Origin of the sequence: Actinomadura fulvescens, from assembly GCF_039533225.1 — a bacterium.
Classification (GTDB): Bacteria; Actinomycetota; Actinomycetes; order Streptosporangiales; family Streptosporangiaceae; genus Spirillospora; species Spirillospora fulvescens.
In genome coordinates this window covers 116,062-139,105 of record NZ_BAAATD010000003.1, presented here as the reverse complement: position 1 = coordinate 139,105, position 23,044 = coordinate 116,062, and the positions used below count along the sequence as shown (strand labels likewise).

General features: G+C 70.7%; 20 protein-coding genes. 6 read left to right on the top strand and 14 right to left on the bottom strand.

Features of this window, described 5'->3' with window-relative positions:
• Nucleotides 1-7 precede the first annotated feature (7 nt).
• The 11 genes from ABD333_RS12580 to ABD333_RS12530 form a co-directional block, all read right to left on the bottom strand.
• The gene (locus ABD333_RS12580; RefSeq protein WP_344540661.1) at nt 8-325 is read right to left on the bottom strand and encodes a non-heme iron oxygenase ferredoxin subunit; all 318 of its coding nucleotides are present in this window, start codon (nt 323-325) and stop codon (nt 8-10) included.
• On the bottom strand, nt 322-1,461 hold the full coding sequence (sufD, locus tag ABD333_RS12575) for a Fe-S cluster assembly protein SufD (protein ID WP_344540659.1): 1,140 nt from the start codon (nt 1,459-1,461) through the stop codon (nt 322-324). The genes ABD333_RS12580 and sufD overlap by 4 nt, the downstream gene beginning before the upstream one ends.
• A complete protein-coding gene (gene sufB / locus ABD333_RS12570) occupies nt 1,461-2,873 on the bottom strand; it encodes a Fe-S cluster assembly protein SufB (protein WP_344540658.1) in 1,413 nt (470 codons plus the stop codon). Before sufB ends, sufD begins: the two co-directional genes overlap by 1 nt.
• On the bottom strand, nt 2,870-3,613 hold the full coding sequence (locus tag ABD333_RS12565) for a helix-turn-helix transcriptional regulator (RefSeq protein WP_344541560.1): 744 nt from the start codon (nt 3,611-3,613) through the stop codon (nt 2,870-2,872). Before ABD333_RS12565 ends, sufB begins: the two co-directional genes overlap by 4 nt.
• 268 nt (nt 3,614-3,881) lie before the next feature.
• Nucleotides 3,882-4,781, bottom strand: coding sequence for a universal stress protein (locus ABD333_RS12560; protein ID WP_344540656.1), 900 nt, complete (start codon nt 4,779-4,781; stop codon nt 3,882-3,884).
• Entirely contained in the window at nt 4,778-6,256 is a 1,479-nt protein-coding gene (locus tag ABD333_RS12555) for an amino acid permease (RefSeq protein ID WP_344540654.1), read from the bottom strand. Before ABD333_RS12555 ends, ABD333_RS12560 begins: the two co-directional genes overlap by 4 nt.
• A 65-nt stretch (nt 6,257-6,321) precedes the next feature.
• Entirely contained in the window at nt 6,322-7,257 is a 936-nt protein-coding gene (gene arcC, locus ABD333_RS12550) for a carbamate kinase (RefSeq protein ID WP_344540653.1), read from the bottom strand.
• A gap of 12 nt (nt 7,258-7,269) precedes the next feature.
• Entirely contained in the window at nt 7,270-8,271 is a 1,002-nt protein-coding gene (gene argF, locus ABD333_RS12545) for an ornithine carbamoyltransferase (RefSeq protein WP_344540651.1), read from the bottom strand.
• A 52-nt stretch (nt 8,272-8,323) separates the two neighbouring features.
• Entirely contained in the window at nt 8,324-9,565 is a 1,242-nt protein-coding gene (locus ABD333_RS12540) for an arginine deiminase (protein ID WP_344540649.1), read from the bottom strand.
• Nucleotides 9,562-10,899 carry an amino acid permease gene (locus ABD333_RS12535; protein WP_344540647.1) on the bottom strand — a complete coding sequence of 446 codons (1,338 nt, stop codon included), beginning with the start codon at nt 10,897-10,899 and terminating at the stop codon, nt 9,562-9,564. Before ABD333_RS12535 ends, ABD333_RS12540 begins: the two co-directional genes overlap by 4 nt.
• Nucleotides 10,900-11,186: 287 nt before the next feature.
• Complete coding sequence (locus ABD333_RS12530) at nt 11,187-11,462, bottom strand: DUF3040 domain-containing protein (RefSeq protein WP_344540645.1); 276 nt, start codon at nt 11,460-11,462, stop codon at nt 11,187-11,189.
• Nucleotides 11,463-11,638: 176 nt separating this feature from the next.
• Between ABD333_RS12530 and ABD333_RS12525 the strand changes: the two genes are divergently transcribed.
• From ABD333_RS12525 to polX, 5 genes are read left to right on the top strand one after another with little or no spacing between them, the layout of a single operon-like run.
• Nucleotides 11,639-12,565: an ABC transporter ATP-binding protein gene (locus ABD333_RS12525; RefSeq protein ID WP_344540643.1), complete on the top strand. Its 927-nt coding sequence runs from the start codon at nt 11,639-11,641 to the stop codon at nt 12,563-12,565.
• Entirely contained in the window at nt 12,562-13,347 is a 786-nt protein-coding gene (locus ABD333_RS12520; protein ID WP_410556165.1) for an ABC transporter permease, read from the top strand. The genes ABD333_RS12525 and ABD333_RS12520 overlap by 4 nt, the downstream gene beginning before the upstream one ends.
• A gap of 3 nt (nt 13,348-13,350) precedes the next feature.
• Nucleotides 13,351-14,286 carry an EamA family transporter gene (locus tag ABD333_RS12515; RefSeq protein ID WP_344540641.1) on the top strand — a complete coding sequence of 312 codons (936 nt, stop codon included), beginning with the start codon at nt 13,351-13,353 and terminating at the stop codon, nt 14,284-14,286.
• Nucleotides 14,287-14,340: 54 nt separating this feature from the next.
• Nucleotides 14,341-15,174, top strand: a complete 834-nt coding sequence (gene prcB, locus ABD333_RS12510; RefSeq protein WP_344540639.1) for a proteasome subunit beta — start codon at nt 14,341-14,343, stop codon at nt 15,172-15,174.
• A 37-nt stretch (nt 15,175-15,211) separates the two neighbouring features.
• Complete coding sequence (gene polX, locus ABD333_RS12505) at nt 15,212-16,930, top strand: DNA polymerase/3'-5' exonuclease PolX (protein WP_344540638.1); 1,719 nt, start codon at nt 15,212-15,214, stop codon at nt 16,928-16,930.
• Nucleotides 16,931-16,945: 15 nt separating this feature from the next.
• On the opposite strand, the gene ABD333_RS12500 is transcribed toward polX, so the two are convergent.
• The 3 genes from ABD333_RS12500 to ABD333_RS12490 form a co-directional block, all read right to left on the bottom strand.
• Nucleotides 16,946-17,944 (bottom strand): COX15/CtaA family protein, encoded by a 999-nt coding sequence (locus ABD333_RS12500; RefSeq protein ID WP_344540637.1) that lies wholly within the window; start codon nt 17,942-17,944, stop codon nt 16,946-16,948.
• 73 nt (nt 17,945-18,017) lie between these two features.
• Nucleotides 18,018-19,262, bottom strand: a complete 1,245-nt coding sequence (locus ABD333_RS12495) for a PrsW family intramembrane metalloprotease (protein WP_344540635.1) — start codon at nt 19,260-19,262, stop codon at nt 18,018-18,020.
• A 50-nt stretch (nt 19,263-19,312) separates the two neighbouring features.
• Entirely contained in the window at nt 19,313-20,248 is a 936-nt protein-coding gene (locus tag ABD333_RS12490) for a heme o synthase (protein ID WP_344541556.1), read from the bottom strand.
• A 662-nt stretch (nt 20,249-20,910) separates the two neighbouring features.
• Between ABD333_RS12490 and tkt the strand changes: the two genes are divergently transcribed.
• Nucleotides 20,911-23,037 carry a transketolase gene (tkt, locus tag ABD333_RS12485; RefSeq protein ID WP_344540633.1) on the top strand — a complete coding sequence of 709 codons (2,127 nt, stop codon included), beginning with the start codon at nt 20,911-20,913 and terminating at the stop codon, nt 23,035-23,037.
• Nucleotides 23,038-23,044: the final 7 nt, after the last annotated feature.

Below are 23,044 nucleotides of genomic sequence, written 5' to 3'. Positions count from 1 at the left end.
TCGTTGTTCAGTCGTCGGAGCCGAGCGAGACGTAGACGTCGCCGTCCTCGACCTTGACCTTGTAGGTGGCGACCGGCTGCGTGGCCGGCGGGTTGGTGGGCTTGCCCGAGCGCAGGTCGAAGCACGATCCGTGCAGCCAGCACTCGATCGTGCCGTCGTAGACCTCCCCCTCGGAGAGGGAGACCTCGGCGTGCGAGCAGATGTCGTTGAGCGCGTACACGCCCTCGCCGCTGCGCACCAGCGCGACCGGCGTGTCGTCGATCTCGACGGCCAGCGCGCCGTCGGCGGGGATCTCGGCCAGCGGGCACACCTTGACGAAGCTCATCGGCCGGCCGCTCCCTGGTCGAGCTCGGCCTCGATCGCCTCCCGCACCTTCTCGCGGACCTCGGCGACCTCGATGCGCTCGATGAGCTGGCCGAGGAAGCCGCGCACGACCATGCGGCGGGCCTCGTCGAACGGGATGCCGCGAGCCTGCAGGTAGAACAGGTGCTCGTCGTCCAGCCGCCCCGACGCCGAGGCGTGGCCGGCGCCCGCGACCTCACCGGTGAGGATCTCCAGGTTGGGCACGGAGTCGACCCGGGTGCCGTCGGTGAGCACCAGGTTGCGGTTGAGCTCGTAGGTGTCGGTGCCCTCGGCCTCGGCGCGGATGATCACGTCGCCGATCCAGACGGCGTGCGCGTCCTGGTCCTGCAGCGCGCCGCGGTAGTCGACCCGGCTGCGGCAGTGCGGGACGACGTGGTCGACCAGGAGGCGGTGCTCCAGGTGCTGGCCGCCGTCGGCGAAGTAGACGCCGTAGAGCTCGGCGTCGCCGCCGGGCGCGTCGTAGACGACCGACGGCGAGATCCGCACGACGTCGCCGCCGAGGCTGATGTTGTGGCTGACGAACCGCGCGTCGCGGGCCAGCTTGGCGTGCTGGTGCGAGACGTGCACGGCGTCGTCGGCCCAGTCCTGCACGCTGATCACCGAGAGCCGCGCGCCGTCGCCGACGACGAACTCGACGTTGTCGGCGTAGGTGGCGCTGCCGCGGTGGCTGAGCACGACCGTGGCCTCGGCGAACGGCTCCAGGATGACCGTGGTGTGGCCGTAGGCGGCGCCTTCGCCGTGCTCCCCGCGGGTGCGGATCACCGTCGGCGCGGAGGCGACCGCCTCCTTGGGCACGGTGACGACGGTGGCCTGGGTGAACGAGGCGTACGCCTGCGCGCTCACCCGGTCGGCGGGCACGTAGGCGCCGCCGAGCCGCTCGTCGTCACGGCCGACTGTCTCGACGGTGACCTCAGGTGCCGCCTGGACCTCGACGATCACCTTGCCGGTCGGCTCCGCGGTGCCGTTGTGCAGGCCGCGCAGGCGGCGCAGCGGGGTGAACCGCCACTCCTCCTCGCGGCCCGACGGCACCTCGAAGTCGGCGACGTCGTAGGAGGCCTTCTCGTGCAAGGTCGAGAGAGGCCGACTGTCCAGCCCCATCAGCCGACGGCTCCTTCCATCTGCAGCTCGATGAGCCGGTTGAGCTCAAGGGCGTATTCCATGGGCAGCTCGCGCGCGATCGGCTCGACGAAGCCGCGCACGATCATCGCCATCGCCTCGTCCTCGGTCATGCCGCGGCTCATGAGGTAGAACAGCTGGTCCTCCGACACCTTGGAGACCGTGGCCTCGTGGCCCATCTCCGCGTCGTCCTCGCGGACGTCGACGTAGGGGTAGGTGTCGGAACGGCTGATCTGGTCGACCAGGAGCGCGTCGCACTTGACCGTGGACTTGGAGTGCGCGGCGCCCTCCTGGATCTGGACCAGGCCGCGGTAGGACGTGCGCCCGCCGCCGCGCGCCACCGACTTGGAGACGACGCTGCTGGAGGTGTGCGGGGCCGCGTGCACCATCTTGGCCCCGGCGTCCTGGTGCTGGCCCTCGCCGGCGAACGCGATCGACAGCGTCTCGCCCTTGGCGTGCTCGCCCAGCAGGTAGACGGCCGGGTACTTCATGGTGACCTTGGAGCCGATGTTGCCGTCGACCCACTCCATGGTGGCGCCCTCGTAGGCGACGGCGCGCTTGGTCACCAGGTTGTAGACGTTGTTGGACCAGTTCTGGATGGTCGTGTAGCGGACGCGGGCGTCCTTCTTCACGACGATCTCGACGACCGCGGAGTGCAGCGAGTCGGACTTGTAGATCGGCGCGGTACAGCCCTCGACGTAGTGCACGTACGAGCCCTCGTCCGCGATGATCAGGGTCCGCTCGAACTGGCCCATGTTCTCGGTGTTGATCCGGAAGTAGGCCTGCAGCGGGATCTCGACGTGCACGCCCGGCGGCACGTAGATGAACGACCCGCCCGACCACACGGCCGTGTTGAGCGCGGCGAACTTGTTGTCGCCGACCGGGATCACCGAGCCGAAGTACTCCTGGAAGATCTCCGGGTGCTCCTTGAGGCCGGTGTCGGTGTCGAGGAAGATGACGCCCTTCTCCTCGAGGTCCTCACGGATCTTGTGGTAGACCACCTCGGACTCGTACTGCGCCGCGACGCCCGCGACGAGGCGCTGCTTCTCCGCCTCGGGGATGCCCAGCCTGTCGTAGGTGTTCTTGATGTCCTCGGGGAGCTCCTCCCAGGACGTGGCCTGCTTCTCGGTGGAGCGGACGAAGTACTTGATGTTGTCGAAGTCGATGGCCGACAGGTCCGAGCCCCAGGAGGGCATCGGCTTCTTGTCGAACAGCCGCAGCCCCTTGAGGCGCAGGTCGAGCATCCAGTCCGGCTCGCCCTTCTTGGCCGAGATGTCGCGCGCGACATCCTCGTTGAGGCCGCGGCGCGCGGAGGCGCCGGCCACATCCGAGTCGGCCCAGCCGAACTTGTACTTGTCAAGCCCTTCCAGCTCGGGGTGGGCTGCCGTAGTCATAGGGACGTCCTCCCGGACTCCTCGTTTTTCATGTCGGTGCCGTCGGCATCCGTCCCTCCGCAGAGGGACCGGGGGCTGACGTGGGTGGTGCAGATCCCGTCGCCGTGGGCGATCGTCGCCAGGCGCTGGACCGGGGTCCCCAGCAGTCTGCTGAAGGCCTCCGTCTCGGCCTCGCACAGCTGCGGGAACTCCGCGGCCACGTGCGCGACCGGGCAGTGGTGCTGGCAGAGCTGCTCTCCGCCTGCCTCCCCGGACACGGTCTGGGGGGCCTTGGCCGCCGCGGCGGCGTAGCCGTCGGCCGACAGGGCCTCGGCCAGCTTGCGTACCCGCTGGTGCGGCGGTGCCTCCTGGACGACCGGGGTGTAGCGCCGTTCCAGATCGGCGATCTGGCGCCGCGCGAACTCGGCCACCGCGTGCGCCCCCGCCGTCTCGGCGAGGAACCGCAGCGCGCTGGTCGCAAGGTCGTCGTAGGCGTGCACGAAGGCGTTGCGCCCGGCGTCGGTGATCACGAACCACTTGGCCGGACGTCCCCGCCCGCGCTGCCCCTGCGACCGGGACCGCCGGGTCTCGACCTCGACCATCCCCTCCCCCAGGAGGGCGTCCAGATGGCGCCGGATGGCGGCGGGCGTGAGCCCCATCCGTTCCCCCAGCGCGGAGGCCGTGATGGGACCGTGCTCGAGAATGAGCCGGGCCACCCGCGCGCGCGTGTCACGCTCGCCGTGGCCGGCGCCCGACGGCATGCCGGAAGGCCGCGCGGAGGCGGCCCTGGCGACGCTCGTCGTCTCGCTCACGTTTTTCACAACATCAGTGTGCCGTAATTCCTTCCCGAGGAACAAACGAATCCTGATGTCTTAGCTCACGCAGGTTAGCCTTACCTAACCTGGGCTTTCGCGGCGTTTCCGGGTCGTACTCCACCACTTCGCCGCGCGCCGGCAGGCATGCCGGGCACACTCTATGCCCCTCGGCGGACCGGCCGGGATGCCCCCGCTAAACCCGGTCAGCGGCCGGTCAGCGGCCGGGCGTGCCACGCGGCAGCACCACGACGGGGCAGGGGGCGGCACGGACGATCTTTCCGGAGCTCTCACCGAGGAACACCTTGCGCAGCGGTCCGTCATGGCTGGACATGCAGGCGAGGATCTCGCCGGGGAGCACGTCCAGCGAGCCGAGGGTCTTGGTGACGCCGGTTCCCATGATCGCCTCGGTGGTGACCTCCGCGTCGGCGCCGACCAGCCCGGCGGCGTGCGCCAGGTCCTTCTCGGCCTGCGCGAGCTGCCGCCGCATGACCTCCTCGGCGTTCCGGAACTTGGCCGCCAGGCCCGGCGGGCGCAGGACCAGCGTGACCAGCCGTACGGGCAGTTCGAGCGACCTGGCCAGGCGGGCGGCCGTGGCGAGCGCCGGTTCGGTCGCCGAACGCCGCCAGTACGCGATCGTGAGCCGCTCGAACCTCTTCGGCGCGTCCTCGGCGTAGCCGCGCGGCGCCAGCATGACCGGCACCGGCGAACCGTGCAGCAGCTGGTCCGCGGTGCTGCCGATGGCGATGCGGCCGCGCCGCCCGCGGGGCGCGGAGCCGATGACGATCAGCCCGGCCTCGGCCTCCCCGCCGACCTCCAGCAGGCCCCGCCCGCTGCCCCGGTTGGCCCGGACGACGAAGTCCAGGTCCTTCTTGGGCACCTTGGCCTTGGTGAGGTGGTCCGCGGCCTGGGCGAGCGCCAGCTCGGACTGCTCCTTGAGGTAGGCCACCCATTCGGCGTCCACCGAGCCCGGACCGCGGGCGGGCCAGGCGGGCGGATGGACGTTCGCCACGGTCAGCCGCGCCCCGGCGATCCGCACGATCAGGGACGCCAGCGTCAGGGCGTCGTCCCCGCGGTCGTCGGGCGAGTATCCGGCGAGCACTCGCAGATCGGTCATCCCAGCTCCTTAGCGGGTGGGGCGGACGGCGGCCCGGTGCGCCGCGCCAGGTTGGAGTGACGGCGGCCGTAGGCGAAATAGGCGGCGAGCCCGGCCGCGGTCCAGATCAGGAAGACCACCCAGGTGATCGTGTCGAGGCCGTACACGAGGTAGAGGCAGAAGGCGACGCCGAGCAGCGGCGTGACCGGGAACAGCGGGGTGCGGAAGCTGCGCGGCATCTCGGGCCGGGTCCGCCGCAGCACGATGACGCCGAGGTTCACGAGGGCGAACGCGAAGAGCGTGCCGATGCTCGTCGCCTCGGCCAGCTGGCCGAGCGGCACCACCGCCGCCAGGATCGCGACGAACGCCGACACCATGATCGTGTTGGCCACCGGCACCTGCGTCCGGCTCACCCGCTGGAAGATCTTGGGGATGAGCCCGTCGCGCGACATCGCGAACAGGATGCGGGTCTGGCCGTACAGCACGGTCAGCACCACCGTGCCCATCGAGATGACGACGCCGAACGACAGGATGAGCGCGGCCCATCTGCTGTCGCCGGTGGCGAGGTTCAGCACGTCCGCCAGCGAGGTCGTGGACGTGAAGTCGCCCCAGGCCATGACGCCCACCGCGGCGATGCCGACCAGCACGTAGACCACCGTCACGATCACCAGCGAGAGCAGGATCGCGAGCGGGAGGTCGCGCCTGGGGTTCTTGGCCTCCTCGCCGGCGGTCGAGGCGGCGTCGAAGCCGATGTAGGAGAAGAAGACCTTCGAGCCCGCCGCGCTGATCCCCGCCCAGCCCATCGGGGCGAAGTCGGAGAAGTTGCCGGTGTGGAAGGCGGTGAAGGCGACGAAGCAGAAGAACGCCAGCACCGCGATCTTGAGCATCACCATGATCGTGTTGGCGGTGGCGCTCTCGGAGGTGCCGCGCAGCAGCAGGAGCATGGCCAGCATGACGATGACCACGGCGGGCAGGTTGACCATCCCGCCGCTGTCCCCCGGCGAGTGGCTGATCGCGGGCGGAATGCTGAAGCCGAACGCCGAGTGGAAGAACTCGTTCAGGTACCCGCCCCAGCTCGACGCCACCGCTGAGACCGACACCGCGTACTCCAGCAGCAGGCACCAGCCGCACACCCACGCGACGAGCTCGCCCATGGTGGCGTAGGTATAGGAGTAGGACGACCCGGAGACCGGGATGGTCCCCGCCAGTTCCGCGTACGACAGCGCCGAGAACAGCGCGGTGACGGCGGCGAGCACGAATCCCAGCACCACCGCCGGGCCCGCCACCGGGACCGCCTGCCCCAGCACGAAGAAGATGCCGGTGCCGAGCGTGGCGCCCACGCTGAACAGCGTCAGCTGCAGCAGGCTCATCGAGCGCTTGAGCTCGCCGCCCTGGCCGTGCCCGCCCTCGCTGAGGATCTGGTCTACCGGCTTGGTCCTGAACAGGCTGCGCAGCGGTGAGCCCGCCTGGGCGCCCGGTCTCTTTTCCGTGGCCACGCTTCCCCCCGTTCCCACATCTCGGCGTCGAATGGCGCGGGGGCCGCCATGTCATCCGGCCGGTGTCAAAGTGTGCTGGTCAGCGGCCACATGGCGTTGGGCGTGACGATCGTGCCCGCGGCGCCTTCGAGGATCTGCAGGCACTGGTCGAGCCGCCCGATCGCGGCCATGTCGCCGGTCTTCTCCACGAACCCGCACACGGCGTCCACCTTGGGTCCCATCGAACCGGCCGGGAAGTTCTCGGCACGCAGCTCGTGCGGTGTGGTGTGCGTGATCTCCTCCTGTCTGGGCGTGCCGAAGTTCCGCATGACCCGGGGCACGTCGGTGAGGATCAGGAACGCGTCCGCCTCCAGCGTCTCGGCGAGCAGAGCCGCGGTGAGGTCCTTGTCGATGACCGCCTCGACGCCTTCGAGCTGCCCGACGTCGTTGCGGACGACCGGGACGCCGCCGCCGCCCGCGCAGATCACGACCGTGCCCGTCCGGACCTGCCGGCGGATGAGCCTGGTCTCGATGACGCGCTGCGGCTTGGGCGATGGCACCACACGGCGCCAGTACTCCCCGTCCTGCTTGACGGTCCAGCCGTACTCGCCGGCCAGCTTGCGGGCCTCGTCCTCGCCGTAGACCTGCCCCACGAACTTGGTCGGGTCGCCGAACGCCGGGTCGACCGCGGAGACCAGCGTCTGGGTGACCAGCGCCAGCACCTGCCGGCCGGGCAGGGCGTTCTGCAGCGCCTGGAGGATCCAGTAGCCGATCATGCCCTGGGTCTCGGCGCCGATCGTGTCGAGCGGATACGGCCGCGACAGGTTGGCGTCGTTGACGCTCTCCAGGGCGAGCACCCCCACCTGCGGCCCGTTCCCGTGCGTGATGACCAGTTCGTGCCGTTCGGCCATCGGCGCCAGGCACTTGATCGCGTTCCGGACGTTGGCCCGCTGCGTATCGGCGTCGGGCTTGTCCCCGCGCCGCATGAGCGCGTTCCCCCCGAGCGCGACGACGACGCGCATGCCCCTCCCCCTTCAGCCGAGCGTGGCGACCATGATCGCCTTGATGGTGTGCAGCCGGTTCTCGGCCTCGTCGAAGACGATCGAGGCGTCGGACTCGAAGACGTCCTCGGTCACCTCCAGTGCGTCCAGGCCGGTCTTCTCGTAGAGCTGCTCGCCGATCGCGGTCTCGCGGTTGTGGAAGGCGGGCAGGCAGTGCATGAACTTCACTTCCGGGTTGCCGGTGGCCTTCAGCACCTTGGCGTTCACCTGGTACTTCTGCAACAGGCTGATCCGCTCGCTCCAGACCTCGGCGGGCTCGCCCATCGACACCCACACGTCGGTCAGCACGAAGTCGGCCCCCTTGACGCCCTCGTTCACCTTCTCGGTGATCGTGATGGCGGCGCCCGTCCTGGCCGCCATCTCCCTGGCGGGCTTGACCACCATGTCCTGGTCGGGCCAGAGCGTCTTGGGCGCCACGATCCGCACGTCCATGCCCATCAGGGCACCGGACACGATGTAGGAGTGGGCCATGTTGTTGCGGGCGTCACCGAGGTAGGCGAAGGTGACCCGGCGGAGCGGCTTGTCGCTGTGCTCGCGCATCGTGAGCTGGTCGGCCAGCATCTGCGTGGGATGCCACTCGTCGGTCAGGCCGTTCCAGACGGGGACGCCGGAGTACTGGGCGAGCTCCTCCACGGCCCGCTGGCTCCTGCCGCGGTACTCGATGCCGTCGAACATCCGCCCCAGCACGCGGGCGGTGTCCTTGAACGACTCCTTGTGGCCCATCTGGGAGCCGCTCGGATCCAGGTACGTGACCTGGGCGCCCTGGTCGTGCGCGCCGACCTCGAAGGCGCACCGGGTACGGGTCGAGGTCTTCTCGAAGATCAGCGCGATGTTCTTGCCGGCCAGGTGCCGCCGCTCGGTGCCGGCGTACTTGGCCGCCTTGAGGTCGGCCGACAGGTCGAGGAGGAACGTCCACTCCTTGGACGTGAAGTCCAGCTCCTTGAGGAAGCTGCGCCCGCGCAGGTTGAATGCCATGGTCGTCGTGTCCTCCGTACGTGCTCGGCTGGAGTTCGGGTGGCCGGCGCGGTCAGGCGCCGCGTTCGAGCGGGCAGCTCATGCAGCGCGGCCCGCCGCGGCCGCGGCCGAGCTCGCTGCCGCGGATGGTCAGCACCTCGACGCCGTTGTTGCGCAGGTGGTTGTTGGTGGTGGTGTTGCGCTCGTAGGCGATCACGACCCCCGGTTCGATGGCGAGCGCGTTGGAGCCGTCGTCCCACTGCTCGCGCTCGGCGGCGAAGGCGTCCTGGGTCGCGGTGAGCACCGTGATGTCGTCCAGGTCGAGCGCCGCGGCGATGGCCCGGTGCATGTCCTCGGCCGGGTGGTCGGTGATCTTGAGCTCCTTCTCGGTGTCACCGGGCTCGACGGTGTACGAGGGCAGCATCCCCATGCCGGCGTACTTGGTGAAGACCCCGTGGTCGACCATCGTCAGCACCGTGTCGAGGTGCATGAACGCCCGTTTCTGCGGCATCTGCAGCGCGACGATCTTCTTGGCGCCCGTTCTGGCGAACAGCGACTGGGCGAGCATCTCCACCGCCTGCGGCTGGGTGCGCTCGCTCATGCCGACGAGGACCGAGCCCTTGCCGATGACCAGGACGTCGCCGCCCTCGATCGTGGCCGGGGCCATCGCGAGCCCCTCGTTCCACACGTTGAAGCCGCCCGTCTCCGGACTGCCGTAGCCCTCGGCGAACATCGGGTGCCACCGGTAGATGGCCTCCATGTTCACGGTCTCGCGCATCCGGGCCTTCTTGCGCATCGCGTTGATCGAGACCCCGTTGTAGATCCAGCACGAGGTGTCGCGCGTGAACAGGTGGTTGGGCAGCGGCGGCAGGATGAAGTCGTCCATGTCCAGCGAGTGGAACGCGATGGACTTGGGCTCCTCCATCCGCTCCAGCAGCTCGCGCTTGGTGATGCCGCCGATGAGGAACGACGCGAGCTCCTTGAGGTCCATCGAGTCGAACCTGTTGCGTATCGGATCGGTGGACACCGGGCCGAACCAGTGCGGGTCGATCACGTAGTCGAGGATGTGCTTCCTGGCCTCGGGGATCTCGACCGTCTCGCGCAGCAGGTCCAGCAGCAGGTGCACCGTCACGCCGTGGGAGCGCAGCACCTCCTGGAACTCCTCGTGCTCCTCCCCCGCGCGCTGGACCCACAGCACGTCGTCGAACAGCAGGTCGGCGGCATTGGACGGGGTGAGCCGCTTCAGCGACAGCTCCGGCTTGTGGAGCAGCACCTGGTGCAGCTTGCCGACCTCGGAGTCGACGTGGAAGGTCATGACGTTCCTCCTAGTGATCGGGTCGCCCGGGCGGCGGCGGCCCGCCTCTCCATCGGGCCGTACTCCCCGCGCCTGGCCTTGGTCCAGATGTAGACCGGCACGCCGACGAGCATCATGAGGACGCCGAGCATGACGGCGGACTCGCCCGAGCCGTACACGATCCAGGCGCCGAACAGCAGGGCCAGCGTGGCGAGCGCCAGGTCTCTGGCCATCCGCGCCTTGTTGACCTCGCGGCCCCCGGTGACCAGCCAGAACAGTTGCGCGCCCGCCGAGAAGAAGTACGGGATGGCGGTGGTGAAGGAGGCGAGCAGCAGGATCGTGTCGAAGCCGCTCTCCGACCCGAGGTAGGCGTACGCCAGCATGAGCGAGGTGAGGATCGTGCCGACGATGATTCCGACGATGGGCGCGTCACGGCGCGAGAGCCTGCCGAAGGCCCTGGGGAACATGCCGTCGCGCGCCGCCGCCATCGGCATCTCGGCCACGAGCATGGTCCAGCCGTTCAGCGCGCCGATGCCGGAGACGACCGCGCAGGCGGCCATCAGCCCGCCGCCGAGGCTGCCGCCGAACATGTTGTTGATGGCGTCGGCGAACGGCGCGGTGGACGAGGCGAGGCGGTCGGCGGGAACGGTGCCGAAGACGGCCACGGTCGCGAGCATGTACATCGCCGCGCAGGCGAGGACGCCGAAGACGCTGGCCTTGCCGATGTTGCGCTCCGGGTCCTTGACGCGTTCGGCGACGATCGTGACGCTCTCCATGCCGGAGTAGGCGAACAGGATCAGCCCGGCCGCCAGCGAGAGCGCGCCCAGGAACGAGTCGCCGCCGGCGTTGAAGGCGGGGAAGTTGCCCGCCGAGATGAAGAACAGCCCGACGATGCCGACGAAGATCAGCGGTACGAACTTCAGCACGGTCGTGACCATCTGGAACGCGCCGATGTTCTTGACGCCGCTCAGGTTGATCAGCGCGGGGATCCAGAGGCCGACCAGGCCGATCAGGAGCTTGCCGGCGGTGCTGTCCCACTTCAGGAAGTAGTTGACGTAGCCGACCCAGGCGAAGGAGATCGCGGCGTTGCCGATCCACGCGGTGAGCCAGAACGACCACGCGGTCCAGAACCCCAGGAACTCGCCGAAGGCGTCGCGGGCGTAGGCGTAGGGTCCGCCGCTGGCCGGGATCCGGGCGCCGAGCTTGCCGAAGACGATGGCGAGGGCGAGCGCTCCGATGGTGACCAGGCCGAAGACCAGGATGCTGATGGTGCCGATTCCCGCGAGCGAGGCGGGGAGCAGGAAAATGCCGGTGCCGACGATGTTTCCGACCACCAGCGCGGTGGCCGCGGGCAAGCCGAGTTTGGGACCGCCGACGCCTTCGACGGCTTCTCTTTCCGGTTCCTGTGCACCTGCTTTCGTCAGTTCGGCGGCTTCCCAGCCTGCTTTAGGCTCTCCCATTCGTGTCCCCCCGACAGAAGCAGAAGCCCAGGTCACCGCCATCGCACTGGCGACATTCTCGGATTACCCGGGGGCCTGTCAGGCAAACTCGGCCGTCTCTGGGACCAGATCTGCGCCACCACGAGGGGCCGAGCGGGAGGAACGCTTCTTTCCGCGCGGGAGAGTTTGGCTTTGAGCGAGTTTTATCTTATGGAGCCGTGCTGGATCTGCGAGCTTCCGGTGGCCGGATTGCGCGCGTTCCCGGCATGCTCGCCGGTGGCGGCCGCGGCGAAGACGAGCACCAGCATCAGCAGACCCACGAGCAGCACCGGCAGCAGCGCCCAGCGCGACGGCAGGCCGAGCGCGCTGCCCTCGTACCCGCCGAAGGCCGACAGTCGCCGGCTGTACTCCGGATCCTCGGCGGCCGTTCCCTCGGCGATCTCGTCCAGGACCCGGCGCTCGGCCGCGGACAACGTCATGCCGCCCCCACCCTGTCGCGGTCACATGTCCATGAACGTCCGTTTCTATGTTGTTTGACGCTTTCTGTCCAATCGGATGACCGGCTCATGACCGTGTCGCGTCTCACTCCCGAATCCCGCCGCTACCGGGGATGCCGCGCGCGGAGCTGTCGGAGGCCCTGCCTAAAATCGTCTCCATGGCACCCCCGGAAGAGAGCGCCGTCGAGCTCGACGGCTTGGTCAAGCGCTACGGCGCGGCCACCGCCGTCGACGGGCTCTCGTTCCGGGCCGGACGCGGCGCCGTGACGGCCCTTCTCGGCCCCAACGGCGCGGGCAAGACCACGACGATCGAGATCTGCGAGGGCTTCCGCCGCGCGGACGCGGGCACCGCGCGGGTCCTCGGGCTCGATCCGCACCGCGACGCGCGGGCGCTCAAACCCCGGGTCGGCGTGATGCCGCAGTCGGGCGGCGTGCCCGGCACGGCGCGGGCGGCCGAGTTCCTGCGGCTGGTCGCCGCGTTCCACGCCCGCCCGCTCGATCCCGCCGCGCTGCTGGAGCGCCTCGGCCTCACCGAGCACGCGCGCACGCCGTTCCGCCGGCTGTCGGGCGGCCAGCAGCAGCGGCTCTCGCTGGCCGTGGCGATCGTCGGGCGGCCCGAGCTGGTCTTCCTCGACGAGCCGACCACCGGGCTCGACCCCCAGGCCCGCCTCGCGACCTGGGACCTGATCGGCGAGCTGCGGGACGCCGGGGTCTCGGTGGTGCTCACGACGCATCACATGGAGGAGGCCGAGCGCCTCACCGACCAGGTCGTCATCGTCGACCACGGCCGGGTCGTGGCGCAGGGCACACCTGCCGAGCTCACCGGCGCGGAGCGGCAGCTGCGCTTCCGCGCCCGGCCCGGCCTCGGGCTCGACGAGCTGCTCGCGGCGCTGCCGGACGGGAGCGCCGCCAAGGAATCGCCCGCCGGGCACTACCTGGTCGAAGGGGACGTGCGCCCCGAGCTGCTGGCCACGGTGACCGCCTGGTGCGCCTCGCACGGCGTCCTCACCGAAGACCTGCGCATCGAGCGCCGCACTCTGGAGGACGTCTTCCTGGAGCTGACCGGACGGGAGCTGCGCTCGTGACCACCGATCGGGCCGCCGCCCGGCTCGACCTCACGCCCGCGCCCGGGGCGGTGCCGCTGCCGCGGATGATCCTGGCACAGACCGGCTACGAGCTGCGCACCATGCTGCGCAACGGCGAGCAGCTGCTGCTCACGATGATCATTCCGGTGGTGCTGCTCACGCTGTTCAGCGCGACCTCGCTGCTGGACCTCGGGACGGGCCGCCGGGTCGACTTCCTCGCGCCCGGCATCCTTGCGCTGGCGGTCATGTCCACCGCGTTCACCGGGCAGGCGATCGGCACCGGCTTCGAGCGGCGGTACGGCGTGCTCAAGCGGCTGGGGGCCACCCCGCTGCCCCGCACCGGCCTCATCGCCGCCAAGACGCTGACCGTCCTCGCCGTGGAGGCGCTGCAGGCCGTGGTGATCTCCGCGGTGGCGCTCGCGCTGGGCTGGCAGCCGCACGGCAACCCGTTCGCCGTGGTGGCGCTGATCCTGCTCGGCACGGCCGCGTTCAGCGGTTTCGGGCTGCTGATGGCCGGGACGCTGCGCGCCGAGGCCACGCTGGCCGCGGCCAACCTGGTCTACATCCTGCTGCTGGCGGTCGGCGGCGTGGTCTTCCCGCTCGACAAGTTCCCCGCCGGGGCGCGGTCCGCCCTGGAGCTGCTGCCGATCTCGGCGCTGGCCGACGGGCTGCGGCAGGTGGTGCAGCACGGCGCCGCCCTGCCCGGCAAGCCGCTGCTCGTTCTCGCGGTCTGGGCCGTCGCCGGCCTCGCGCTGGCCGCACGGTTCTTCAGATGGGAGTGATCTGTGGCGCTCGCTGAGGCCCCCGGTTCGCAGGGCGGGACCGGCGGGTTCGTGCTCCGTGCGCGGACGCTGTCGCCGCTCGGGGCGGTGCCGCCACCCGCGCTGATCCTGTTCGGCATCCTGTCGGTGCAGCTGGGCGCCGGGCTGGCCAAGCACATGTTCGACCGGATCTCGCCGGACGCCATCGTGCTCATGCGGCTCGGCACGTCGGCGATCGTGCTGGGCTTCCTCGGCCGTAGGGCCCTGCGGACCGTGCTCCGCGACCACAGCAGGAGCGATCTCGCCGTGGCCGTCGGGTTCGGGCTGACGCTCGCCCTGATGAACTACTCGATCTACCAGTCGTTCTCGCGCATTCCGCTCGGCGTCGCGGTGACCATCGAGTTCCTGGGCCCGCTCATGGTCTCCATCGTGGCCTCGCGGCGCCTGCGCGACGTGGTGTGGGCGCTGCTGGCCTTCGGCGGCGTGGTGATGCTCGCGCGCGGCGGCGAACTGGATCTGGTGGGCATCGGGTTCGCGGTGCTGGCGGGTGCCTGCTGGGCCGGCTACATCCTCCTCAGCGTCGCGACCGGCAAGCGCTTCTCGGGCTCCACCGGGCTCGCGGTGGCCAGCATCGTCGGCACGCTCGCCATGGCGCCCATCGGGGTGGCCTCGGGCGGCTCCGCCCTGCTCAGCCCCGAGCTCCTGCTCATCGGGCTCGGGGTGGGCCTGCTCTCGTCGGTCATCCCCTACACCCTGGAGCTGGAGGCCCTGCGGCGCATGCCCGCCCGCGTCTTCGGCATCCTGATGAGCCTCGAACCGGCCGTCGCCGCCCTGATCGGCGTGCTGCTGCTCGGCGAGATCCTGTCCGGCCGCCAATGGCTGGCGATCGGCTGCGTGGTCGTGGCCTGCGTGGGCGCCACCCGCGGCCAGAAGGACCCGCCCGAGGCGCCCGAAGCCTGACTAGGATCATCGAAGAGGACGCCACGACCGCATCTCCGACGGAAAGGGGCCGCCGTGACCGCCTGGCGAGAAGAAGAGGGGCTGCCGCCCGAGTTCTTCGAGGCGGGCTCACCGTCGTTCGTCGACTTCCTGCGCACCCGCGCGCCCGAGCTGCTGCCCGTCAACCGCGAGCGCAAGGACGTCCCGGACCTGCCGCACGGCACCACGATCCTGGCGCTGACGTTCCCCGGCGGCGTGATGATGGCCGGCGACCGGCGCGCCACCCGGGGCAACGAGATCGCCTACCGCGAGCTGGACAAGGTCCAGAAGGCCGGTGAGCACTCGGTGGTCGCGTTCGCCGGCACCGTCGGGCTGGCGCTCGACATGGTCCGGCTGTTCCAGGTGGAGCTGGAGCACTACGAGAAGATGGAGACGGTGACGCTGTCGCTGCAGGGCCAGGCCCGCCGCCTCGGCACCGTCATCCAGGCCAACCTGGCCCAGGCCCTGCAGGGGCTGGCCGTGGTCCCGCTCTTCGCGGGGTACGACCTGGAGTCCGACACCGGGCGGATCTTCACCTACGACATCATCGGCTCGCCGCAGGAGGCCCGCGACTTCCACGCCGAGGGCTCGGGCTCCCCCTACGCGCACGGCGCGCTCAAGAAGCTCTACCGCCGCGACCTGTCGGAGGACGACGCCGCCGCCGTTTGCGTGCAGGCGCTCTATGACGCCGCCGATGACGACGCCGCCACCGGAGGCCCCGACCTGACGCGGCGCCTCTACCCCGTGATCGCGTCGGTCACCGCCGACGGCTACCGGCGCCTCCCCGAGGACCGCGTGGCCGCCATCGTGAACGAGGTCGTCCAGGCCCGCCACGACCGGCCGGACGGGCCGGCGGCGCCGCTGCGCTGACCTCCGGGCTGTCGGACCCGCTCCCTAGGATGGGTCCATGGCACGCGCGAACGACGAGGCCGCCGAGCTCATCCAGGAGCTGGCCGACCTCCTCTCCATCACCGGCGGCGACGCCTTCAAGATCCGGGCGTACGAGAAGGCCGCCCGGGCGATCGCGGGCCATCCCGACGACATCTCCGGGCTCGATCTGGCCGGGCTCAAGAAGATCCCGACCGTCGGCGAGGCGATCGCCAAGAAGGTGCTCGACTACCTCACCACCGGCACGATCCGCCAGGTGGAGGAGCTGCGCGTCCAGATCCCCGCGGGCGTCCGCGCGCTGACCACGATCCCGACGCTCGGCCCCGAGAAGGCGCTCGCCGTCTACGAGGAGCTCGGCATCTCCTCGGTGCCCGAGCTGGCGCGGGCCATCGAGGAGGGCCGCCTGCGCGATCTCAAGGGGTTCGGCACCAAGACCGAGGACAACATCCGGCGCGGCATCGAGCTCATGCGGCAGTCCGGGGAACGCGTGCTGATCGACGTCGCCGCCGGCCTCGCCGACGAGATCGTGGCCGCGCTGGCCGCCCATCCCGCCGTGCTGCGCTGCGCCTACGCCGGATCCCTCCGCCGCATGCGCGAGACCATCGGCGACATCGACATCCTCGCGGGCTCCACCGACCCCCACCCGATCATGGAGGCGTTCACCGCCCTCCCCTACGTGACCGAAGTGATCGCGAGCGGCGACAAGAAGACCTCGGTCCGCACGACCAGGGGCCTCCAGGTCGATCTCCGGGTCGTCCCGCCGGAGTCCTGGGGCGCCGCCCTGCAGTACTTCACCGGCTCGCAGGCGCACAACATCCGCACCCGTGAGATCGCCGTCCGCGCGGGCCTCAAGCTCTCCGAGTACGGCCTCTTCGACGCCGGCTCCGGCGAGCTGATCGTCTCCGAGACGGAGGAGGAGGTCTACGAGCGGCTCGGCCTGCCCTGGATCCCCCCGGCCCTCCGCGAGGACGGCGGCGAGATCGAGGCGGCCCTCAGGGGCGAGCTGCCCCGCCTCGTCACCGTCGAGGATCTCAAGGGTGACCTGCACAGCCACACCGACCTCACCGACGGCCTGGCCACCCTGGAGGAGATGGTCGAGGCCGCCGCGGCCCGCGGTCTGGAGTACTACGCGATCACCGACCACGCGCCCGACCTGTTCATGCAGCGCATGACCGACGAGAAGATGCTCGCCCAGCGCGAGCGGGTCCGCGAGCTCCAGGCGAAGTACCCCGGCCTCACGCTCCTGCACGGCACCGAGCTCAACATCGACCCCGACGGCGGGGTCGACTGGGACGCCGGATTCCTCGCCGGGTTCGACGTCTGCGTCGCCTCGGTGCACTCGGCGTTCACCCAGGACAAGGCCGACATGACGCGCCGCCTCGTCCGCGCCTGCGAAAACCCCCACGTCCACGTCATCGGCCACCCCACCGCCCGGCTCATCGGCAAGCGCCCGCCCGTGGACGCCGACTGGGACGAGGTCTTCCGCGCCGCCGCCCGCACCGGCACGGCCCTGGAGATCGACTCGTTCCCCGACCGCCTGGACCTGCCCGCCGACCTGATCCGCCGCGCGCTGCGCCTCGGCGTCAAGTTCTCGATCGACACCGACGCCCACGCCCTCGGCCACCATCGCAACATCCGCTTCGGCGTCGGCACCGCCCAGCGCGGCTGGCTCACCCCGGACGACGTCATCAACGCCTGGCCGCTGGACCGCCTCCGCGCCTTCCTGGCCAAGTCCTGACCCGGGTGACGGCGGTCAGGCGGGCTGCGGGGTCCTGCGCTCCTCGGTGACGGCCGCGGGCGCGGCGAGGGGGCCGCGGTCGCGGGCGGCGAAGACCACGCGCAGCGCCGCGATCCACATGATCGCCGAGCCGAGCATGTGCAGGACGACGAGCACGGCGGGCACCCCGGTGAAGTACTGGACGTAGCCGATCGCGCCCTGGGCCAGCTCGATGACGAAGAGCTCGACGGCACGGCGCCGCAGCGGCGCGGGCGCGCCGGTCCGCCACAGGACCGCGAGCAGGACGACCGTGAGGGCCACCGTGAGCCAGGCGAAGGCGCTGTGGATGCGGGCGACGTCCTCGATGTTGAAGCCCCAGCGGCGCGACTCGGCATCGCCCGCGTGCGGGCCGGTGCCGGTGACGACGGTCCCGGCCACCATGAGCACGGCCGTGACGCCGACGACCGACAGGATGAGCCGCCGGACGGCCCGTCCGGCCAGCGGGCGGGGCGCCGCGTCACCCTCGCCCGCCCGCACCCAGAGGGCCACGCAGAAGATCAGGAGTGCCGGCGAGATCAGGAAGTGCAGCCCCACCGAGGCCGGGTGGAGCTCGGTGAGCACCACGATGCCGCCGACGATGGCCTGGGCGAACACGCTCGCCGGCTGCGCGGCGGCCAGGAGCAGCAGGTCCCGGCGGCGGGGGCGCAGCCGCAGCGCGGCGACGAAGACGGCCACGCCGATCGCCAGCACCAGGAACGTCAGCATCCGGTTGCCGAACTCGATCGCCATGTTGACGGTGGCGTGCTCGGGATGCGCGGTCGGCACGAGGCTGTCGCCGGTGCACTTGGGCCAGTCGGGGCAGCCGAGACCCGACTCGGTGACCCGGACCGCGCCGCCGGTCGCGATGATGCCCGCGTTGCCGATCACGCCGAGCAACGCCAGCAGGCGCAGCGACGCCGGGGTGGGGTGCCACACGGCGGACCACGCCCGGGTCAGCGGATTGCGGGAGGGGACGACATCGGATCGCTCAGCCACGGCATTCATCGTATGGCCGCCCTCCGGCGACCTTGACCCGACCCCGGGTCAGATGCCGGCCAAGGTCGCCGGGTCAGCCATAAGGCCCGCGCCCAGGCGGCCCAGGCGGAGGCCCGGGCGGAGGCTGGGGCGGCATGAAGCCGGACGGCCCCTGCGGAGCCCACGGTGGTGCGGCGGGTGCCGCCATCCGCGGCGGAGTCCGGAGGAAGGTCTGCCGGGCGGCCGCCATCAGGCCCAGCAACGCGTCGCGGCGGGTGGCGAACCAGAGGGGCTCGGCGACGCCGCGCTCGGCCCGCTTGTGGAGCAGGGTCAGCTCCGTCGCGGCCAGCTGGTAGTCGAGCATGGCGCGCCCGGCGGGCGGGCCGCCCACCGAACGGGCCCAGCGGCGGGCGGCACGGCGCGACGGGATCGTGCGCAACATCCGGACGTCCTGCGGGGTGACCAGGCCGGTGCCCTCGTACGTGGGCAGGTAGGCCTCGATCCGGCGGACGATGTGGCGGCGCTCGACCACGACGATGACCACCAGGATGATCAGGACGCAGAAGTCCAGCAGGTAGACGATGCCCAGGCCGCCCAGCCCGAACGCGGTGGCGCCGTTCCACAGGCCGTGCAGGACCATCGCGCCGAACAGTCCGAGTAGCGGTGCCAGGGCCTGCTTGCCGCGGTGGGTGGCGGCGTAGGCGACGCCGAGGCCGGTCATCGAGGTGAAGATCGGGTGGCTCAGCGGGGCCACGAGGCCGCGCAGGATGAACACGGCCTGCAGCTGCTGTGTGCCGCCCTCCTCGTACGCCCGCATGTAGTAGGTGATGTTCTCCATCATGGCGAACCCGAGGCCCACCATCGTCGCGTAGATGATGCCGTCGGCGAAGCCGTCGATCTCGTTGCGGCGTATCCACAGCAGGACGAAGAGCACCGCGCCCTTCAGTGTCTCCTCGACCAGCGGTGCGCCGAAGGTCGCGCTGACGAAGTGCCCCTCGGTCTCACCGAAGATCGGCACGGTCACGTACAGCAGGCCGAGCGTGTTGAGGATGAGCGCGCCGAGCACCGCCACCCCGGCGCCCCACATGAACGCGAACGCCAGGGCGCGCGGCGGCTCCGGCTCCAGCCGGTCCAGCGTCAGGGCCAGCGCGATGAGCAGCGGGATCGGCAGGATCGCGAGGAACACGCCGACCCAGAAGCCCGCGCCGCCCCAGAGCGCGTCGACGCCCAGGGCGACCACGGCGCACAACGAGGACACGACCAGGCCGATGATCAGGCCGACCGAGGGCCGTCCCGGAACACGCCCTTCGAGCACCGCCTTGGGATCCACACGCGCCATGTCGCGAGCGTAACCGTCCCGTCAGCGCCGCGTTAAGGCGGGCGGCTCGCTCAGAAGAACATCGGATCGATCGCGACGGCGGTGAACAGCAGCGCCAGATAGACGTTCGAGAGGTGGAAGAAGCGCATCGGCCGCAGGTGGACGCCGGTCACGCCCGCCCGCACGGCCCGCAGCAGCCGGTGCCCTTCGAGCAGGAACACCGCGCCCAGCACGACCGCGACCGCCCCGTACACCGGGCCCATCCCGGCCACCGGCCACAGCGCCAGCGAGCAGGCCACCGTCGCCCAGGTGTAGAGCAGGCTCTCGACGACGACGCGGCGCTCGGTGGCGACCACGGGCAGCATCGGGACGTTGGCCAGCTTGTAGTCCTCGCGGTAGCGCATCGCGAGCGTCCAGGTGTGCGGCGGGGTCCACAGGAAGACCACGCCGAACATCACGAACGGGGTCCAGCTCAGGCTCTCGGTGATCGCGGCCCAGCCGATGAGCACCGGCATGCAGCCCGCGATGCCGCCCCAGACGACGTTCTGGGAGGTGCGGCGCTTGAGCAGCAGCGAGTAGACGAAGACGTAGAACAGGATCGCGAAGACCGAGAGGGCCGCGGCGAGGACGTTGACCGTCAGCGCGAACCCGGCCGTGGAACCCACGGCCAGGACCACACCGAAGATCAGCGCCTCGGCCGGCGAGACCTGCGCCCGGGCCAGCGGGCGGCGCCGCGTCCTGCGCATCTTGGCGTCGATGTCGCGGTCGATGTAGCAGTTGATGGCGTTGGCCGCCCCGGCCGACATCGTGCCGAACACCAGCGTCGCCAGCGCGGCGCCGAGCGGCGGCACTCCCCGCGCCGCCAGGAACATCACCGGCAGCGTCGTGATCAACAGCAGCTCGATGACGCGCGGCTTGGTCAGCGCGACGTAGGCGCGCACCAGCGCGCCCACCGGCCTGCGGCCCGCCACCGGCGCCGCCGGCGGCGCCGGGAGCTCCGCCGGCATCTCCTCGGTCAGCTCGATGTCGAGCTTGTTACTGAGCACCGTCACAATCGGGTCCACGTCCATGTAGGCATGAGAGGCCGGTCAAGACCTCGGCGGTGCCCCCCGTGATGGGCCGCACCTACGGCTTGATGAATCGGCTTGGTGAAACTGCCGCGGCCGCTGTTGTCAACCGCGCAATCACTGTAGTGCGCCCCCTCCCAGGGTCGAGCACCGGGGCACCGAACGCGCCGGAGGGCGGGCCGCGGAGTTCGCTGGATCACAGTTCGTGGGGGCTTCGGCTCCCCCGTGAGTTCACTCCCATGGGGGGTTAGTCAGCGGGATCATCGGGCAAGGGTCGGATTGTGCGGCGCGGGCCGCCCGTGCCCCGCCGTTCACCGCGACGTCAAGAGGTACGGTCCGCCGGTTCGATAGGCTCGGAGGGCAGGGCGTGATCTTCGCCGGGACGGGGCGTGACGGCCTCGTTCTCCAAGATCGTCGAGACGACCGCACCAGGCGGTCCAACGGGGAAAGCGGGACGGGCCACGTTTCGGTGAGCGACGGCGAGGACGACGCGCCGTGTTGAGGACGTACGGCCTGAGCCGTACGGCATAGAGATCCGAAGCAGTGACGTTGAAGCTGTGGTGTGAAGCCGGCACAGCGGTTCGAGAGGAGCCTGGCGTTCCGTGAGCAGGGACAGCAGCACGTTTGAATGGTCCGACCTGGACCGACGGGCGGTGGACACGGTCCGCGCCCTCGCCATGGACGCGGTGGAGGAGGCGGGCTCCGGGCACCCGGGCACGGCGATGAGCCTGGCCCCGGCGGCCTACCTGCTCTTTCAGCGGTTCCTGAGACACGACCCGACCGACCCCGCCTGGCCGGGCCGGGACCGGTTCGTCCTCTCCTGCGGGCACTCCAGCCTGACCCTCTACATCCAGCTCTACCTGTCGGGTTACCCGCTGACCCTCAACGACCTCAAGTCGCTGCGCAAGTGGGACAGCCTCACGCCGGGCCACCCCGAGCACGGGCACACCGCGGGCGTGGAGACGACGACCGGCCCGCTGGGCCAGGGTCTGGCCAACGCGGTCGGCATGGCGATGGCGGCGCGCCGCGAGCGCGGCCTGTTCGACCCCGACAGCGGTCAGGGCGAGTCCCCGTTCGACCACACCATCTGGGCGTTCGCCTCCGACGGTGACATCGAGGAGGGCATCAGCCACGAGGCCAGCGCGCTCGCCGCCCATCAGCGGCTGGGCAACCTGGTGCTGCTGTACGACGACAACCACATCTCCATCGAGGACGACACCAAGATCGCGCTCTCGGAGGACGTGCGGGCCCGCTACGAGGCCTACGGGTGGCACGTCCAGACCGTCGACTGGACGGCCGGCGACGAGTACTCCGAGAACGTCCAGGAGCTGGCCAAGGCCTACGCCGCCGCACGGGCCGAGACCTCGCGCCCGTCGCTGATCGCGCTGCGCACGATCATCGGCTGGCCCGCGCCCAACAAGCAGAACACCGGCAAGATCCACGGCTCGGCGCTCGGCGCCGACGAGGTCGCGGCGACCAAGAAGGTGCTGGGCCTCGACCCGGCCGCGACCTTCGACGTGCCCCAGGAGGTGCTGGAGCACAGCCACCGCGTCATCGAGCGCGGCCGTGAGCTGCGCGCCGCGTGGGACAAGTCGTTCACGGCCTGGCGCGAGAACAACGCCGAGCGCGCCGCCGAGTACGACCGCATCGCGGCGCGCCGCCTGCCCGAGGGCTGGGCGGCCAAGCTGCCCGAGTTCGAGCCCGGCAAGGACCTGGCGACCCGCGCCGCCTCCGGCGAGGTGCTGACCGCGCTGGCCGGGGTGCTGCCCGAGCTGTGGGGCGGCTCCGCCGACCTCGCCGAGAGCAACAACACCACGATGAAGGGCGAGCCGTCCTTCATCCCAGAGGAGTTCCAGACCAAGGACTTCCCCGGCGGCCCGTACGGCCGCACGCTGCACTTCGGCATCCGCGAGCACGCCATGGGCGCGATCCTCAACGGCATCGCGCTGCACGGCGGCACCCGGCCCTACGGCGGCACGTTCCTGGTCTTCAGCGACTACATGCGCCCGGCGGTACGGCTCGCCGCGCTGATGAAGCTGCCCGTGACCTACGTGTGGACGCACGACTCCATCGGACTGGGCGAGGACGGCCCGACCCACCAGCCGATCGAGCACCTGTGGGCGCTGCGCGCCATCCCCGGGCTGGACGTGGTCCGGCCCGGCGACCCCAACGAGACCGCGGTGGCCTGGCGCACCATCCTGGAGCACACCGACCGCCCGGCCGGCCTGGCGCTCACCCGGCAGAAGATCCCGACCTTCGAGCGCGGCAACGGCTTCGCCCCCGCCGACGGCGTGGCCAAGGGCGGCTACGTCCTGGTGGACGCCTCCAACGGCTCCCCCGAGGTCATCATCATCGCGACCGGCAGCGAGGTGCAGCTCGCCGTGCGGGCCCGCGAGACGCTGGAGGCCGAGGGCACCCCGACCCGGGTGGTCTCGATGCCGTGCGTCGAATGGTTCGAGGAGCAGGACCAGGCCTACAAGCAGCAGGTCCTGCCGCCGTCGGTCAAGGCCCGCGTGTCGGTCGAGGCCGGGATCGCCCTCGGCTGGCGCGGCTACGTCGGCGACACCGGGGAGTCGGTGAGCCTGGAGCACTTCGGCGCCTCGGCCGACTACAAGACGCTGTACGAGCAGTTCGGCATCACGGCCGAGCGCGTCGTGGCGGCCGCCCACTCCAGCCTGATCAAGGCGGGCACCGACAACGCGGGCCGCGGCCACACCACCGGCAACTGACCGCCGA

Coding starts and splice junctions, on each gene's coding strand:
- ABD333_RS12580 (WP_344540661.1), bottom strand. CDS start 325: ATGAGCTTCGTCAAGGTGTGCCCGCTGGCCGAGATCCCCGCCGACGGC.
- sufD (WP_344540659.1), bottom strand. CDS start 1,461: ATGGGGCTGGACAGTCGGCCTCTCTCGACCTTGCACGAGAAGGCCTCC.
- sufB (WP_344540658.1), bottom strand. CDS start 2,873: ATGACTACGGCAGCCCACCCCGAGCTGGAAGGGCTTGACAAGTACAAG.
- ABD333_RS12565 (WP_344541560.1), bottom strand. CDS start 3,613: ATGCCGTCGGGCGCCGGCCACGGCGAGCGTGACACGCGCGCGCGGGTG.
- ABD333_RS12560 (WP_344540656.1), bottom strand. CDS start 4,781: ATGACCGATCTGCGAGTGCTCGCCGGATACTCGCCCGACGACCGCGGG.
- arcC (WP_344540653.1), bottom strand. CDS start 7,257: ATGCGCGTCGTCGTCGCGCTCGGGGGGAACGCGCTCATGCGGCGCGGG.
- argF (WP_344540651.1), bottom strand. CDS start 8,271: ATGGCATTCAACCTGCGCGGGCGCAGCTTCCTCAAGGAGCTGGACTTC.
- ABD333_RS12540 (WP_344540649.1), bottom strand. CDS start 9,565: ATGACCTTCCACGTCGACTCCGAGGTCGGCAAGCTGCACCAGGTGCTG.
- ABD333_RS12530 (WP_344540645.1), bottom strand. CDS start 11,462: ATGACGTTGTCCGCGGCCGAGCGCCGGGTCCTGGACGAGATCGCCGAG.
- ABD333_RS12525 (WP_344540643.1), top strand. CDS start 11,639: ATGGCACCCCCGGAAGAGAGCGCCGTCGAGCTCGACGGCTTGGTCAAG.
- polX (WP_344540638.1), top strand. CDS start 15,212: ATGGCACGCGCGAACGACGAGGCCGCCGAGCTCATCCAGGAGCTGGCC.
- ABD333_RS12495 (WP_344540635.1), bottom strand. CDS start 19,262: ATGGCGCGTGTGGATCCCAAGGCGGTGCTCGAAGGGCGTGTTCCGGGA.
- ABD333_RS12490 (WP_344541556.1), bottom strand. CDS start 20,248: ATGCCGGCGGAGCTCCCGGCGCCGCCGGCGGCGCCGGTGGCGGGCCGC.